Origin of the sequence: Phyllobacterium sp. NPDC097923, from assembly GCF_044760925.1 — a bacterium.
GTDB classification, from domain to species: Bacteria; Pseudomonadota; Alphaproteobacteria; order Rhizobiales; family Rhizobiaceae; genus Phyllobacterium; species Phyllobacterium calauticae.
Genome location: NZ_JBIWBL010000001.1, coordinates 1333392 through 1349148, shown reverse-complemented (window position 1 = coordinate 1349148; position 15757 = coordinate 1333392). Strand labels below are relative to the sequence as shown.

Below are 15757 nucleotides of genomic sequence, written 5' to 3'. Positions count from 1 at the left end.
TGAAAGTTCCTACGTCAGGTTCGCCAGCATTTTGACCTTCTCGATCTTGCGTTCGAGGCTCTCCGACCATTCGAGGCTCCGGTGCACGATTTCAAAGCCCTCGCGCTCATACAGGCGTATGGCACCCGCATTGCGCGCATGGGATTCAAGCCGGGCGGTTGCATATCCCGCCGCGGCAATGTCGGCTTTCAGCGCCTTGAGCAGGAGCGAACCGATGCCCTGCCCCTGATGGCCGGGATCGACCCACATATCCGAGATGTAGTCATCGTTCTTTTCGCGCGCGCCCCAGCCGAGAATGACACCATCCGCCTCGGCAACCAGCACGCGGGCAAAATGTTCCTCGGCAAAGGCTTGGTAGGCACGCTCGACATGCGCGCGCATGCCGGGCAGTTCCGGTTCAAACGAAAAGATATTCGAAGCCCAGGCCCGTGAGCCGACCGCGGCCAGTGCCGCGATGTCGGCTTGCGTGGCAGGCCTGATTACCACCATTTCGGCGCGTTGAACCTGCCTGCGGCCTGTTCGATGACATAGGCGATCTGGAACAGGGTTTCCTCGTCGAACGGGCGTCCGATCAGCTGCAGGCCAAGCGGCAGGCCCCGGCTGTCCAGTCCGGCAGGCACGGCGATGCCGGGAAGACCCGCCATGTTGACCGTGACCGTGAAAATATCATTCAGGTACATTTTCACCGGATCGGATGCCAGATCCTGATCGGCGATACCGAAGGCTGCCGACGGGGTTGCGGGTGTCAGGATCGCATCGACGCCGGCATGGAAGACGTCCTCGAAATCCTTCTTGATCAGGGTGCGGACCTTTTGCGCCTGCAAGTAATAGGCATCGTAATAACCGGCTGACAGCACATAGGTGCCGATCATGATGCGGCGCTTGACCTCGTCGCCGAAACCGCTGGCGCGGGTCCTTTCATACATGTCGACAATGTCCTTGCCCGGCACGCGCAGGCCGTAACGCACGCCGTCATAGCGGGCAAGGTTCGACGAGGCTTCCGCTGGGGCCACGATGTAATAGGCCGGCAGCGCGTATTTCGTGTGCGGCAGCGAGATATCGACGATGGATGCACCGGCGTCCTTCAGCCAGGCAATGCCCTGCTGCCAGAGCTTTTCGATCTCTTCCGGCATGCCCTCGACACGGTATTCCTTGGGAATGCCGATCTTGAGGCCGGTCAGCGGCTTGCCGATGATGGATTCGTAATCGGGAACGGCGATATCAACCGATGTGGTGTCCTTGGTATCGACCGAGGCCATGGATTTGAGCAGGATCGCCGCATCGCGCACATCGCGGGCAATCGGTCCGGCCTGGTCCAGCGACGAGGCGAAGGCGACAATGCCCCAGCGCGAGCAGCGGCCATAGGTCGGCTTGATGCCAACGGTACCGGTGAAGGCGGCGGGCTGGCGGATGGAACCGCCGGTATCGGTGGCCGTGGCACCGGCACACAGGCGGGCGGCGACCGCAGCGGCCGAGCCGCCGGACGAACCGCCGGGCACCAGATCGGCGTTGGAGCCGTTGGCGCGCCACGGGTTTTTCACCGGACCGTAATAGGAGCTTTCGTTGGACGAGCCCATGGCGAACTCATCCATGTTGAGCTTGCCGAGCATGACGGCGCCATCGGCCCACAGGTTGGAGGTGACGGTGGATTCATAATGCGGCTTGAAGCCGTCGAGAATATGCGAACAGGCCTGCGTGTGGATGCCTTCGGTGCCGAACAGGTCCTTGATACCCAGCGGTATGCCTTCCAGCGCCCCGGCCTTGCCTGCAGCCAGACGGGCATCGGATGCCTTGGCCATGTCAAGCGCCTTCTCCGGCGTGACGGCGATATAGGCGTTCAAGGCCCCGTTCGCGGTCTCGATTGCCTTGAGATAGGCACTGGTCAGCTCAGTAGCGGTGATCGCCCTGGCTTTCAGCTGGTCGCGCGCCTCGGCAATGGTGAGAGCGGTCAGATCGGTCATATCAAGTCCTGTTTATTGGGCTGGCGCGAGGGCGAGCCGCTTTTCGTAAAATGCACTGTGTTCCGAATCCGGATAATCGAGGAGCGCACCGCAGCGGGTGAAGCCGGAACGCTCATACAGCCGCCATGCCGCGTCAAAACCGGGGCCGACACCCGTCTCCAGCACAAGCCGGGACATGCCCTTGTCGCGGGCGAGCCCGGTTATGGCCTCGAGCAGGATCGAACCGACGCGTTTGCCGCGCACGGACGGCAGGGTGAACATGCGCTTGATCTCGCCGGTTTCCGCGTCATGCTGCTTAAGCGCACCGCAGCCCACCGCCTGTCCGGTTTCGTCGCGGGCGATGAACACCGTGGTGTCGTCGCCTGCCATCTCTTCCACCGTCATCTTGAACTGGAATTCGACCGGCGACAGCGGCAGAAGATGCGCATTCAGCGCATCCACAAGGGCGCGGACGTCATCCTGCAGGGGCGTTTCGATGGCGACCGTGATCGTCATGGCTGCGCCTTACTCCACCACTTTCGGAACGACGAAGAAATTCTCTTCGGTGACCGGCGCATTGGCAACGATATCGGCCGCCTTGCCGCCGTCATTGACGACGTCCCGGCGCTTCTTCATGGCCATGGGTGTGACCGATGTCATGGGCTCGACACCCGCCACATCGACTTCGTTCAGCTGTTCGACGAAACCGAGGATGGCATTCAGTTCGCCGGTCATGCGGGTCGCATCATCCTCACTCACGGCAATACGGGCAAGACGCGCAACGCGTTTGACGGTGGAAATATCGACAGACATTGGGATTCCCGAAAATTCAATTCTTGATCAAGCAGCTATAGTGTCCGTTGCGGGCAAGCGCAACGGACAAGTCGGCATGCCGGGCGCCGATTACTGCGCCTTGTCCGCCTGCGCATCCGGATTGTCTTCTTCATCATCGGGTGCAGGTACGTCGATGACATCCTCACTGCCGGGTTCAACAACCGGGTCCGGACCTTTCACGGGATTGCCATTGATCGCAACGGAACCGTCGGCCTGCTGATCGACGACCCACCGGATCCGTCCGCCGTCGACTTCCGTACCGAAATCCTTCGCCAGCTTGACGAAGGTGATGTAATTCTGGATTTCGGCGTCGGTTTCCGCCGCCTTGTTCAGGCGCTCGACAACCTTGTCGAAACCGGCCATTTCCCAGGTGGTGTGACTTGCAGGCTTCAGGCCGGCAAAGGTCATCTCGCCTTCGACCGTCAGTTCCGCGTCGGCGGTACGCACCAGGCTCTTAGAAATCACGAGCTTGGGCGGCGCAACCAGGAACTGGGCGGCCGTTGCCGCTTCAAATTCCTCGGAGAGAACCTTGTCGCGGTTCAGGTCCATATCATCGATGGCGCCCTTGACGACCGTATCGAGATCGACACCGGCAGTCCCGATCACCAGTTCCACATCGGTCGGAAGGAAAGGCACACCCCATTCGGGGATCGGTAGGGCCGGATATTTCAGGCCATTGGTGCGCATGGCATAGTGATAGGCGCCATCCTTGCTGATGCCGTCAAGGTTGGTTTCCTGCGAAATGTTCTGGGCGGCGAAATTGCCCAGCGGCGTTTCAACGTTGAAGTCCTTGAAATGATACTCGCCCTTGAGCTTGTCCCAGAGCGGTAGCGCCGCCCGCAGCTTCAGCTTGAGCTCGTCCTGTCCGGCCTTGTTGAGCTTCTTCTCGTCCATATGGGCGACGACGAATGCCCACAGGTCCAGGAGCTCCCGGTTGCGGAAGCCCTTGCCCTCGGCAACGCTGCCGAGTTCGCCGCTGCGCAGCGTCACCTTCACCGGTTCACCGGCAGCCGGCGTTTCGGTCTTGGCTGCTTCGCCTTCTTCGGAGGCCGCATCAGGCGTGGGGAGCTTCGTGACGATCGTTTCGCTGAAATTTGCGAGGGATTGCGTCATATTGATATCGATGCCGCCCGATGCAGCGGCCTTGGCAAGCATCTGCCCCTTTGCCCCGCTGGCACTGGCGTCGATATCCTGTTCCGCCGACTTCAGCGACAGCTTGAACGCATCATAGGCGAAGGTCGAGGTCGAGAACGTGCCGATCTTCGGATCGAACAGTCCGGTCCAACTGCCGCCATCAACCGACCAATGGAACGACTCTGGGCCCTTGGGCCCGCTCACGTCGAAGGCCGCCGCAGGTATATTGCCCGATGTCACATTCCATGTTCCGTCGGCCAGCGGCTTGGTCAGGATGCTGTAATCCCCCAGGCTGCCCTTCAGCAGGTCCTGCTTCGGCATGGTTTTGAGGAAAGCATCGGTGCTGAAGGTAACGCGGTAGCCGTCGGCCTCGGGCGTTACCTTGAGAATGCCGTTGCTGAGTGCGGTCTTGCCGACATATTTCGACAGGGTATTGGCAAGCTCATCGGCGCCCTTGGCATCGATTGTCTGGGCGAAAGCCGGTGTCGACAACGCCATGACGCAGGAAATCAGGAATAGTTTACGCACAATACCTCCAATAGCTCAGCCTATCGTCGTGGTGACGACCAAAATCACAACGGCTTTAGCAACCCAAACTCAAACCGTAAACTGATCATTTGTCCCGGCGACAAAGACCTGCGTCTTGCTGCCTTCCATCGCGGCGACAAATTTGTCGGCGGTCTGGTCGATGATCGGGAACGAGCCGTAATGGCATGGGATCGCCCTGGCGAATTTGAAATAGCGCTGCGTTGCCAATGCGGCGACGGCACCGCCCATGGTGAAGCGGTCGCCGATCGGCACGATGCCGATCTCCGGCTGGTGCAGTTCGTTGACCAGCGCCATATCGGAGAAGATGTCCGTATCGCCCATGTGATAGAGCGTCGGCTCATTGTCGAAATGCAGGACGACGCCATTGGCCGAACCCAGCGAATGCGACACGCCATCCTCGGTGATCTGTGCCGAGGAATGCAGCGCGTTGACATAGGTCACGGTAAAGCCATTGTGCGATACGGTCCCGCCGGTGTTGGTTGGATCGACCCGGGCGACACCGCGATTGTTGAGCCAGGTCACCAGATCGGCATTGCCGATCACCACCGCGCCGGTATCCTTGGCAATGGCGGCGGTATCGCCGACATGATCGCCATGACCGTGCGTCAGGATGATGTGGGTGGCGCCGCGTGTCGCTTCCTTCGGGTCGACGCCGCGCGCACCCGGATTGCCGTTGAGGAAAGGGTCAATCAGAATCGTGCTCTGGGCGATTTCAATGCGAAAGGCCGAATGGCCAAGCCAGGTAATCTTCATGTGGTTTTCCCTTCCATTGTCAGTCTTTGCTCGCCACAACCGTCTATTGCAGCTATGTGACATTCATTCGAATTACAACGGCGAAATACAACGGCCTTTCGCCGGCCAATTCAAGTGCAGGAAACACCCTTGACGGTTCTGACCATTGAACAGCTCGAAGATCATGTCGCCGACGGCCAGACCGTCGCGGGGCTCGACCTGGGCACGAAAACCATCGGCATCGCCATTTCAGACCGGGGTTTTTCCTTTGCCAATCCGCGCCCGGTGCTCAAGCGCAGCAAGTTCACCCACGACGCGCAGGATCTGCTGAAGGCGCTGAAAAGCGACAATGTCGGCGCCATCGTCATCGGCCTGCCGGTCAATATGGACGGCAGCGAAGGCCCGCGCGTGCAGGCCACCCGCGCCTTCGTGCGCAACATGGAAAAGCTGACCGACCTGCCCTTCGTCTACTGGGACGAGCGTCTATCGACGGTTGCGGCCGAGCGCGCGCTGATCGGCATGGATGTATCACGGCAAAAACGCGCCGAGCGGATCGATTCCGCTGCGGCGGCGTTCATCCTGCAAGGGGCATTGGACCGCCTGCAGAGCCTGCGTCAGGACGCGGACGGCAATTCCTTCGAATAGGCCAGCGCCGTATTGGCCGATGCCGCGGCGGCGGCACGGTTTGCCCGCCACACCTTGACCCAGGCGATGATCTGCTTGCGGCGGCGGAAGGCGATCAGGCAGAAAACCAGCCCCGTATCGACGATGCAGGCACGGGCGACCAGCGGCGGAATGCTCTCCGGCGCGATCCCGAGAATATTGCCGTAAATGGTGAAGACCAGATCGTGCATTTCACGGCTGAAGAAGTACATCCCCATGCTCAGATCGTAGTACGACAGAAAATACCAACCCCACAGAAAGCTTAACGGGCCTGCCCAGAATATCAGGAAGCTGCGCATTCATTTCTCCTAGCGGGGAAGACGGTGGCGGTTGTGTAACCCCGTGAAATCACGAGGTATTTTCGAATCACATTGATATCTGCTAAGAGTTTAGGCGCAACGTAAACCGTTTGTTAAGGTTAATTTAAAAAAATTTTATTAAAATTGAAGGTATTAGCCGGGGCAGTTTTTGGACTTGAAAGAGGGCTGATCCACGGTCGATGGGAATATTTGACAAAAGCGGTGTGCAGGCGCGTCGAAAAACAGCGGGCACCGTGCGTTATGCGTGGTTCGACACGCTCACCATGAGGGAGATGAGTGGGCTGCAAAGCCAATCGGAAACATTGCAGGATAAAGCTCCCTGCAATCCTCACCCTCCCTCATGGTGAGCGTGTCGAACCACGCGCGACGACTATGCCAGCAGAAACGGCGCTCAGTTGGCCGGGGGATAGAGCGAGTTGACGATGCTCTTGGCGTTGTGACGGGCATCGAGCATGCCGTAGGTGGTGCGCCACTGCCCGCCGAGGCGGGTTTCGATGAACGCATCGGCGATATCTTCAGAGTGCAGGTGCCGCAGTTCGGCGCCCGCTGCGGCGAGTGCCAGCTGTTCGGTCAGGATACGCGCGGCGCCTTCGTCATTTTCCGCAACGCGCATGGCGGCGCGCAGCACCTCGACCGTGCCCTGCCCGCCGCGTCCGAGCTGGGCGCCGATCCAGTTCAGCACCTCGTCGAACAGCTGCGGCCCGCGCTTGAGAACGCGCAGCACGTCCAGCGCCATGACATTGCCGGAGCCTTCCCAGATGGCATTGACCGGGGCTTCACGGTAATGGCGGGCAAGATTGCCCTCCTCGATGTAGCCATTGCCGCCGAGGCATTCCATCGCCTCGTACAGCAAGGCGGGCGCGATCTTGGCAACCCAGTATTTCACCACAGGGGTCATCACCCGGGCAAAGGCCGCCTCGCCGCGGCTCTGCGCCGCATTGTCGAAAGCGCGGGCCAGCCGGAAGGTCAGCGCCGTCGCGCCGGCCACATCCAGCGCCATGTCGGCCATGACCCGCAGCATCAGCGGCTTGTCAAACAGCGGCCCGTCAAACACGATGCGATGGCGTGCATGGTGCACCGCCTCGGCAAGACCGGCGCGCATCATCCCGGCCGAGGCGATGGCACAGTCCAGCCGCGTCAGCGTCACCATGTCGATGATGGTTTTGACACCGTCGCCCGGAGCGCCGACCATCTGGCCCAGCGCATTGTCGAATTCGACTTCGGACGATGCATTGGAGCGGTTGCCGAGCTTGTCCTTCAGGCGCTGGAAGCGGAAGCCGTTGGATGATCCGTCGGGCAGGATGCGCGGCACGAGGAAACAGGACAAGCCTTCCCGCGCCTGCGCCAGCACCAGGAACGCATCGGACATCGGCGCCGACATGAACCATTTGTGGCCGGTAATCCGGTAAAAACCGCTGCCGGCGGGTTCGGCGCGCGTCGTATTGGTGCGCACATCCGTGCCGCCCTGCTTCTCCGTCATGCCCATGCCGAGCGTCAGGCTTGCCTTCTTGGCCGGGGATTTGTTGCTGGAATCATATTTGCGCGGCAGGACCAGCGGTGACCACTCGCGGTACAGGCTTGGCGACGACATCAAGGCCGCCAGCGACGCGCTGGTCATGGTGATCGGGCAGAGATGCCCGCATTCCAGCTGCGCTGCCGTATAGAAGCGCGCCGTGCGCGCCTGATGGCGCAGGCCGTTTTCCGTCGGGCCGTCTTCCCAGATGGATGAATGCAGGCCCTGCGCCACGGAACGGCGCATCAGCGCATGATAGGCCGGATGGTAATCGACGACATCGACGCGAAAGCCCTGGCGGTCATGGGTGCGCAGCTTGGGCGTTTCCGTATTGGCGAGCCGCGCCAGATCCTGCGCATCACCGGACAGGACAAACCGGCCGCTTTGTTCCAGCTCCGTCCGGGTCGCCTGCGGAAACCGCTTGGTGATCTGCATCAGCAACGGATCGCCGAGATAGGCGTTGAGGCCGATCATGGAGGGTGTCTGGTTGAGAACGTCGTGGGTTTTCAAGAAAATGTCCTGATCCAATATGAGCTGTCTTTACGGCATGGCCCGTTTCATCCGAACACGTCAGCGCCGCAATCTTGAGTCGCGCATTTATGGAATGAAGGTTCTGACAAGCGGTTAACCGATCCATCTTCTTCTAGCCGAATGACGGCGCCGATGCAAAATGTCTCAGGCAGCTTTTTCTGTATCCGGGTGCAAGCTTATGTCTAGACAAATGAAAAGCTGCCTGCCTATCATGCCTCTATATTCATCGTGCCAAAAAAATGAACAAAGGGGTCAATCAGATGAAATTCAAATGGTATCTCGGCGCTGCATGCGCGGCACTTCTGGCATCCGCCGTCCCGTCACAGGCGGACACGGCGGTTTCCGTCGGCCTGTCCGGCTGGACCGGCTTTGCCCCGCTGACGCTGGCCAAGGAGGCCGGCATCTTCAAGAAGAACGGCCTTGACGTCACGCTGACCAAGATTCCGCAGGCAAGCCGCCATCTGGCACTGGCATCGGGCGACGTGCAGTGCGCCGCCACCACGGTGGAAACCTGGATCGCCTGGAACGCCAATGGCGTCGCCACCAAGCAGATTTTCCAGATGGACAAGTCATTCGGCGCCGACGGCATGGTCGTGCGCAGCGACGTCGCCAAGATTTCCGACCTCAAGGGCAAGGCCATCGCCGCATCGGCGCCCGGCACATCGCCCTATTTCGTCCTGGCATGGATGCTGAAGCACAACGGCCTGTCGCTGAAGGACGTCAAGGTCGTCAATCTCGAGCCGGGACCGGCGGCCCAGGCCTTTGTCGCCGGGCAGAACGACGCGGCGATGACGTATGAGCCCTATCTGTCCACCGTGCGCGCCGCCCCGGACAAGGGCAAGATCATCGCCACCACGCTGGATTATCCCGTCGTGATGGACACTTTTGGCTGCACCAATGCATTCCTCGAAAAGAATCCGGAAGCAGCCAAGGCCTTCGCCAAGAGCTATTTCGACGCACTGGAGCTGATCGCAGCCGATAAGGACAAGGCCTACGCGATCATGGGTGCCGACGTGAAGCAGACGGCAGAGGTGTTCGGCAATTCCGCGCAATATCTGCGCTGGCAGGACAAGGCAGCCAACCAGGCCTTCTTCGAGAAGGATTTTGCCAAATTCTCCGACGAGGCGGCAGACCTTTTGCTTGAAATTGGCGTCATCAAGAAGAAGCCGGATATCAGCACCATCGTCGATACCAGCTTCATCAAGTAATCAGCTGATGGCTGCAAGAGGAGGGTGCGTGGTTCGACAAGCTCACCATGAGGGAGGTGGGGGATTGCAGGGAGCACTATTCTGCAACCCATCGGATTGGCCTTGCATCAAACCACCTCCCTCATGGTGAGCTTGTCGAACCACGCACTGCAGCTTGCAGCCACTTCAACCGGACAACATCGGCACTCCTAGGGTTATACCTTCACTCTTTGCATCGGAACACTCATGGTTCAACCTCTCCAGCCGATCGGGGCGTCGTCACGCGTCCTGCTTGGCGTCCTCTTCTTTATCCTGTTCATTGCGGCATGGTCCGCCGCAACCTTCGGCGGCTTCGTATCCAGCACATTCCTCGCCGATCCCCTGACCATGCTGCATGACGGCTGGCTCCTGTTGTCCCAGCAGAATTTTCTCTACGATATCGGCATGACGATCTGGCGGGTTGTCGGCGGCTTTGTCATCGCGGCCATCATCGCCGTTCCCCTCGGCATTGCCATGGGCGCCTACAAGCCCATCGAGGCCATGCTGGAACCCTTCGTCTCCTTTGCCCGGTATCTTCCCGCCTCGGCCTTCATTCCGCTCCTGATCCTGTGGGCAGGTATCGGCGAGATGCAGAAGCTGCTGGTGATTTTCATCGGCGCGGTGTTTCAGATCATCCTGATGGTGGCCGTGGCCGTCGCCAACACGCGCCGCGATCTGGTGGAAGCCGCCTATACGCTCGGCGCCAATGATCGCGGCATCGTCAAGCGCGTCCTCATTCCGGCCAATGCACCTGATATCGCCGAAACGCTGCGGCTGGTGCTCGGTTGGGCGTGGACCTATGTCATTGTCGCCGAAATGATCGGTGCATCCTCCGGCATCGGCTACATGATCATCAACAGCCAGGCGCTGCTTGCCACCGGACAGATCATTTTCGGCATCATCGTCATCGGTGTCATCGGCCTGATTTCGGATTTCCTGTTCAAATCGGTCAATCGCCGGCTTTTCGCCTGGAGGCTCGCATGAGCACGCTCGTCATCAAAGGCGTCAGCCGCATTTTTCCGGGCGTGCACGGCGGCAAGCCGACCGAGGCATTGCAGCCCACCGACCTCACCGTTGCGCATAACGACTTCGTCTCGATCCTCGGACCGTCCGGCTGCGGCAAGTCCACGCTCCTGCGCATTGTCGCCGGGCTCGACCGGCCAACCAGCGGCACAGTGACACTCGACGGGCAGGAAGTGACGGGCCCAGGCGCGGATCGCGGCGTTGTCTTCCAGTCCTATACGCTGTTTCCGTGGCTGACGATTGAGCAGAACATCGGCTTCGGCCTGCGCGAACGCGGGATCGACGAAAAGGAAAGGCGCGACATCGTCGCCTCCTATATCGACAAGGTGGGCCTGCGCGGTTTCGAGAATCACTGGCCGAAGCAGCTGTCGGGCGGCATGCAGCAGCGCACGGCGATTGCCCGGGCGCTCGCCAACAATCCGAAAATCCTGCTGCTCGACGAACCCTTCGGCGCGCTCGACAACCAGACGCGCGGGCTGATGCAGGAGCTGCTGCTCGGTATCTGGGAGCACGAGCAGAAGACCGTCATCTTCGTCACGCACGATATCGAGGAAGCAATCTTCATGGCATCGCGGGTGGTGACGATGTCGGCGCGGCCGGGCCGGATCAAATCCATCATGCCCGTGCCGCTCGGCCATCCCCGGCATTATACGGTGAAGGCGAGCCCGGAGTTTACCGGGATGCGGCTGAAGCTGACGGAAGAAATCCGCAGCGAGGCCATTCTGGCCGCCGAGGCGCATTAGGGTTTTACTTTATTGCATCACCATTGTGCGTGGTTCGACAAGCTCACCATGAGGGAGAGTGAGGATTGCAGGGAGTCATATTCTGCAACCTATCAGATTGGCATTGCAGTCAAACCACCTCCCTCATGGTGAGCTTGTCGAACCACGCACAATATTCATGCAGCGTCACGAACTTATAAGAACAAGGGATTTTTTAGGGGGAACAGGGCGGGATATGCTGCCAAACGCTTGCGGGGCGGCGGCATCAAGCCTATAGGGGGGACTTGATATGACATCAAAAACGCTCCCCCTGCTGTTTCCCCACCGCCATTTGCTTGGCATCAAGAACCTTTCCCCCGAGGACATCAATATTCTTCTCGACCTTGCCGACAGCGAGATCGCGGTTTCGCGCCAGTCCGAGAAGAAAAAGAGTGTCCTGCGCGGGCGGACGCAGATCAACCTGTTCTTCGAGGCATCGACCCGGACACAGTCATCCTTCGAGCTGGCCGGAAAACGGCTCGGCGCCGATGTGATGAACATGTCGGTCGGCAATTCCTCGGTGAAAAAGGGCGAAACGCTGATCGATACCGCCATGACGCTGAATGCGATGCGGCCGGATATCCTGATCATCCGGCATGGCTCCGCCGGTGCCGCCGCCCTGCTGGCGCAAAAGGTGGGCTGCTCGGTGGTCAATGCCGGCGACGGCGCGCATGAACACCCGACGCAGGCCCTGCTCGATGCGCTGACGATCCGGCGCGCCAAGGGCAAGGTTGCCCGGCTGATCGTGGCGATCTGCGGCGACGTGCTGCATTCGCGCGTGGCCCGCTCCAATATCCTGCTGCTCAACGCCCTCGGGGCGCGGGTGCGCGTCATCGCCCCCTCGACCCTTTTGCCCGCCGGGATCAGCCAGATGGGCGTCGAGGTTTTCAACTCGATGGAAGAGGGTCTGAAAGACGCCGACGTGGTGATGATGCTGCGCCTGCAGCGTGAGCGCATGGCGGGCGCCTTCGTGCCGTCGGTGCGCGAATATTTCCACTATCACGGGCTTGATCGCGAAAAGCTCAAACATGCCAAGCCCGACGCGCTGGTCATGCATCCCGGACCGATGAACCGCGGCGTCGAAATCGCCTCGGATGTGGCCGACGGCTCGCAGAGCGTCATTCAGGAACAGGTTGAAATGGGCGTTGCCGTGCGCATGGCGGTGATGGAAGCGCTGCTGGACCCGCGCCGCAACGCGGAAGGAGTAGCGGGATGAGCACGACCGTTCTGCACAATGCCCGGATCGTCGATCCATCCCGCGGTCTCGATGAGACCGGAACAATCATCGTCAGGGATGGCAGCATCGTTGCCAGCGGCGCCGATGCCCGCAACCAGGGTGCGCCCGAAGGGGCAGCGGTTATCGACTGCACGGGAAAAACCGTCTTGCCGGGCCTCGTCGATGCCCGCGTCTTCATCGGCGAGCCCGGTGGCGAACACCGCGAAACCATCGCCTCGGCCAGCCATGCGGCAGCGGCCGGCGGCGTGACCTCCATCATCATGATGCCGGACACCGATCCGGTGATCGACAATGTGGCGCTGGTCGAATTCGTCCGGCGCACGGCGCGCGATACGGCCGTGGTCAATGTCTATCCGGCGGCAGCGGTCACCAAGGGGCTGCAGGGCCAGGAAATGACCGAAATCGGCCTGCTGCGTGCGGCGGGTGCGGTGGCGATCACGGAAGGGCGCCATTCCATCGCCGATACGCAGCTCTTACGCCGCGCCCTCACCTATGCCAGGGATTTCGGGGTTGTGCTGTCGCACGAGACGCAGGATCCCTATCTCGGCATATCGGGTGTGATGAATGAAGGCCTCTATGCCAGCTGGCTCGGCCTTTCCGGCACGCCGCGCGAAGCGGAAGTCATCCCGCTCGAACGCGACCTGCGTCTCGCCGCGCTGACCAAGGGCACCTATCACGCCGCGCAAATCTCGACGGCCATGTCCGCCGAGGTGGTGGCCCGCGCCAAGCAGAACGGCGTCAATGCCACTGCAGCCGTCTCCATCAACCATCTTTCACTTAATGAGAATGACATTGGCGAATTCCGCACCTTCTTCCGCTTGCAGCCGCCGCTGCGGCTCGAGGAAGACCGGCTGGCCATGGTCGAGGCGCTGCGCAACGGCACCATCGACATCATCGTCTCGTCGCACGATCCGCAGGATGTCGACACCAAGCGCCTGCCCTTCGCCGATGCGGCGGCCGGGGCCATCGGCCTGGAAACCCTGCTCGGCGCCGCCCTGCGGCTCTACCACAATGGCGATGTGCCGCTGATCCGCGTCGTCGAAGCGCTTTCCAGCGGCCCGGCTAAAATTTTCGGCCTCGATGCGGGCACGCTCAAGCCGGGCGCCCGGGCGGATATGACCATAGTCGATCTTGACGAGCCGTGGATTGTGAAGGAAGAACAGCTGCGGTCGCGCTCCAAGAACAGCTGTTTTGAAAGCGCCCGTTTCCAGGGCCGCGTTCTGCAGACATTTGTGGCGGGCAAGTCCGTTTTCACCATCTGAAGAGAAAACCGGGGAAGAGAGCATGTCGGATTTCATCAACGGGCAGGCAGGATATCTTTTCGCCGCGCTGGTCCTGGGCTACCTGCTCGGCTCCATTCCGTTCGGGCTGATCCTGACACGGCTCGCGGGCCTCGGCGACGTGCGCAGCATCGGCTCCGGCAATATCGGCGCCACCAACGTGCTGCGCACCGGCAACAAGAAGCTGGCGGCGGCAACGCTGCTGCTTGACATGTTCAAGGGAACCGCTGCCGTGCTGATTGCCGGCGCCATCAGCCCGCAGGCCGCCATTGTCGCCGGTCTCGGCGCCTTTCTCGGGCACATCTTTCCGGTCTGGCTGAAATTCAAGGGCGGCAAGGGCGTCGCCACCTATCTCGGCGTCCTGCTCGGCCTTGTCTGGCAGGTGGCGCTGATCTTCGCCGCCATCTGGCTGATCATTGCCTACACCACCCGCTATTCCTCGCTGTCGGCGCTGATCGCGGCGGTTGCCACCCCGATCATTCTCTATGTCATGGGCTACCACGCCATCGCCCTGCTCTTCCTCATCCTGACGGTCATCGTCTTCATCAAGCACCGCGCCAATATCGAGCGCCTCATGGCCGGCACCGAGGGCAAGATCGGGTCCAAGGGGTGACGGAGGATCAGAAAGGCATCCGCCTTTCTGACAGCCAGCGACTGAGCTGGCTTCGGCTGATCCGCAGTGAGAATGTCGGCCCGGTCACCTTCCGCCATCTGATTGCGCGCTACGGCTCGGCTTCCGACGCTCTGGAAATGCTGCCGGAACTGGTGCGCCGCGGCGGCGGCCGCCGTCCCATCCGGATTGCCAGCCTCGACGAGGCCCGGCGCGAAATGGCGATGGCCGCGCGCATGGGGGCCGTCTTCACCGGTATCGGCGAACCCGACTATCCCCGCTATCTGCGCCATGCCGACAATCCGCCGCCGCTGGTGGCGATCAAGGGCGATGCGGCGGTGTTTCGGCTTCCGGCTGTCGCCATTGTCGGCGCGCGCAATGCCTCGCTCATCGGGATCAAGCTGACGCGGATCATTGCACGGGAATTGGGACAGGCGGGTTATGCCGTCATCTCCGGGCTTGCCCGCGGCATCGACAGGGCGGCGCATGAGGCAAGCCTTGACAGCGGCACCGTTGCCGTCATGGCCGGCGGCCTGGACAAGCCCTATCCGCCGGATAATCTCGACCTCTTCGCAGCGATCCCCGCAAGCGGCGGCGCCGTCATCAGCGAAATGCCGTTCGGCTGGGAGCCGCGTGCCCGGGATTTTCCGCGCCGCAACAGGATCATCGCGGCGCTTTCCCTCGGCCTGCTGGTTGTCGAGGCGGCGGAGCGATCCGGCTCGCTGATCAGCGCCCGGTTCGCCGGAGAACTCGGCCGCCTGGTTTTCGCCGTCCCCGGTTCGCCGCTCGATCCGCGCGCCAAGGGCACCAATGCCCTCTTGAAGAACGGCGCAATTCTCGTGACTGAAACCGCCGACATCCTGTCGGCCATCGGACCGCTTGTGGACCGGCCCTCCCTCGACGATACGGCGTTTTTCGCGCCGGAATCCGCCTTTCCGTCCATTCCCCCGCCCAACGAGACAGACCGCGACCGGATCGTCACCCTTTTGGGTCCAACGCCCGCCGATGTCGACGACCTCATCAGGACAAGCGGAATTCATCCGGCGGCCATATCGCTTATTCTGCTCGAACTCGATCTGGCCGGCCGGCTGCAGCGTCACTCAGGTGGAAGTGTTTCGCTTCTTTAGAGGGGCGACAATATTTGTCTCTTTTGCCAGAAGATCATTGCTTTCGATGTAAGCGATCTCGATCAGATAGGCCAGCATGTCCAGGTCATTCAACTTGGCCATACTGCGCAATTCTCCCAGCATTTGCTGAATATATCTTATGTTTTCTGTCCGACTGAACTTGTTCTCACCCATGACTTCGTCCTTAAATACGCATTTATACAGAAATAAATAAAGTTATATTATATAGGTCTTTAATCCGGTGGATTTCACAGTTTGCCAGTCCGAACCTCCACAA

17 protein-coding genes are annotated in these 15757 nt (G+C 60.8%); 8 read left to right on the top strand and 9 right to left on the bottom strand.

The genetic code is table 11. The features are described 5' to 3' along the window. Positions 1-9: 9 nt before the first annotated feature. The 6 genes from ACIQWS_RS06830 to ACIQWS_RS06805 all read right to left on the bottom strand — a co-directional run bounded on the left by ACIQWS_RS06830 (position 10) and on the right by ACIQWS_RS06805 (position 5210). Complete coding sequence (locus tag ACIQWS_RS06830; protein WP_403173386.1) at positions 10-489, bottom strand: GNAT family N-acetyltransferase; 480 nt, start codon at positions 487-489, stop codon at positions 10-12. Further along, entirely contained in the window at positions 480-1961 is a 1482-nt protein-coding gene (gene gatA, locus ACIQWS_RS06825; protein ID WP_403173373.1) for an Asp-tRNA(Asn)/Glu-tRNA(Gln) amidotransferase subunit GatA, read from the bottom strand. The genes ACIQWS_RS06830 and gatA overlap by 10 nt, the downstream gene beginning before the upstream one ends. A 12-nt stretch (positions 1962-1973) precedes the next feature. Further along, the gene (locus tag ACIQWS_RS06820; protein WP_346307126.1) at positions 1974-2456 is read right to left on the bottom strand and encodes a GNAT family N-acetyltransferase; all 483 of its coding nucleotides are present in this window, start codon (positions 2454-2456) and stop codon (positions 1974-1976) included. A 9-nt stretch (positions 2457-2465) separates the two neighbouring features. After that, positions 2466-2753, bottom strand: a complete 288-nt coding sequence (gene gatC, locus ACIQWS_RS06815) for an Asp-tRNA(Asn)/Glu-tRNA(Gln) amidotransferase subunit GatC (RefSeq protein ID WP_223615153.1) — start codon at positions 2751-2753, stop codon at positions 2466-2468. Between the two features lie 90 nt (positions 2754-2843). Next, a complete protein-coding gene (locus ACIQWS_RS06810; RefSeq protein WP_403173354.1) occupies positions 2844-4436 on the bottom strand; it encodes a hypothetical protein in 1593 nt (530 codons plus the stop codon). Positions 4437-4505: 69 nt separating this feature from the next. Continuing rightward, a complete protein-coding gene (locus tag ACIQWS_RS06805; RefSeq protein WP_223615155.1) occupies positions 4506-5210 on the bottom strand; it encodes a metal-dependent hydrolase in 705 nt (234 codons plus the stop codon). 129 nt (positions 5211-5339) lie between these two features. Here ACIQWS_RS06805 and ruvX point away from each other — a divergent pair, with 129 nt between their 5' ends. After that, positions 5340-5834, top strand: coding sequence for a Holliday junction resolvase RuvX (gene ruvX, locus ACIQWS_RS06800; RefSeq protein WP_403173345.1), 495 nt, complete (start codon positions 5340-5342; stop codon positions 5832-5834). Here ruvX and ACIQWS_RS06795 read toward each other — a convergent pair. Together ACIQWS_RS06795 and ACIQWS_RS06790 are read right to left on the bottom strand one after the other, a co-directional pair. Next, on the bottom strand, positions 5804-6151 hold the full coding sequence (locus ACIQWS_RS06795; RefSeq protein WP_346307013.1) for a DUF6105 family protein: 348 nt from the start codon (positions 6149-6151) through the stop codon (positions 5804-5806). The two genes, ruvX and ACIQWS_RS06795, sit on opposite strands and share 31 nt — an antisense overlap. A gap of 412 nt (positions 6152-6563) precedes the next feature. Continuing rightward, positions 6564-8195 carry an acyl-CoA dehydrogenase family protein gene (locus ACIQWS_RS06790; protein WP_403173329.1) on the bottom strand — a complete coding sequence of 544 codons (1632 nt, stop codon included), beginning with the start codon at positions 8193-8195 and terminating at the stop codon, positions 6564-6566. A 281-nt stretch (positions 8196-8476) separates the two neighbouring features. On the opposite strand from ACIQWS_RS06790, the gene ACIQWS_RS06785 reads away from it, so the two are divergent. The 7 genes from ACIQWS_RS06785 (at position 8477) to dprA (ending at position 15480) form a co-directional block, all read left to right on the top strand. After that, the gene (locus tag ACIQWS_RS06785) at positions 8477-9424 is read left to right on the top strand and encodes an ABC transporter substrate-binding protein (RefSeq protein WP_346307223.1); all 948 of its coding nucleotides are present in this window, start codon (positions 8477-8479) and stop codon (positions 9422-9424) included. Positions 9425-9649: 225 nt separating this feature from the next. Next, a complete protein-coding gene (locus ACIQWS_RS06780) occupies positions 9650-10426 on the top strand; it encodes an ABC transporter permease (protein WP_403173318.1) in 777 nt (258 codons plus the stop codon). Then, positions 10423-11208, top strand: coding sequence for an ABC transporter ATP-binding protein (locus tag ACIQWS_RS06775; protein WP_403173317.1), 786 nt, complete (start codon positions 10423-10425; stop codon positions 11206-11208). The genes ACIQWS_RS06780 and ACIQWS_RS06775 overlap by 4 nt, the downstream gene beginning before the upstream one ends. Positions 11209-11476: 268 nt before the next feature. Next, positions 11477-12442 (top strand): aspartate carbamoyltransferase catalytic subunit, encoded by a 966-nt coding sequence (locus ACIQWS_RS06770; protein ID WP_403173316.1) that lies wholly within the window; start codon positions 11477-11479, stop codon positions 12440-12442. Then, a complete protein-coding gene (locus ACIQWS_RS06765) occupies positions 12439-13725 on the top strand; it encodes a dihydroorotase (RefSeq protein ID WP_403173315.1) in 1287 nt (428 codons plus the stop codon). The genes ACIQWS_RS06770 and ACIQWS_RS06765 overlap by 4 nt, the downstream gene beginning before the upstream one ends. Before the next feature lie 22 nt (positions 13726-13747). After that, complete coding sequence (gene plsY / locus ACIQWS_RS06760; RefSeq protein WP_346307227.1) at positions 13748-14356, top strand: glycerol-3-phosphate 1-O-acyltransferase PlsY; 609 nt, start codon at positions 13748-13750, stop codon at positions 14354-14356. Then, positions 14353-15480, top strand: coding sequence for a DNA-processing protein DprA (dprA, locus tag ACIQWS_RS06755; protein ID WP_403173314.1), 1128 nt, complete (start codon positions 14353-14355; stop codon positions 15478-15480). The genes plsY and dprA overlap by 4 nt, the downstream gene beginning before the upstream one ends. On the opposite strand, the gene ACIQWS_RS06750 is transcribed toward dprA, so the two are convergent. Beyond that, complete coding sequence (locus ACIQWS_RS06750) at positions 15454-15654, bottom strand: hypothetical protein (protein ID WP_346307229.1); 201 nt, start codon at positions 15652-15654, stop codon at positions 15454-15456. The genes dprA and ACIQWS_RS06750 overlap by 27 nt on opposite strands. Positions 15655-15757 lie beyond the last annotated feature (103 nt).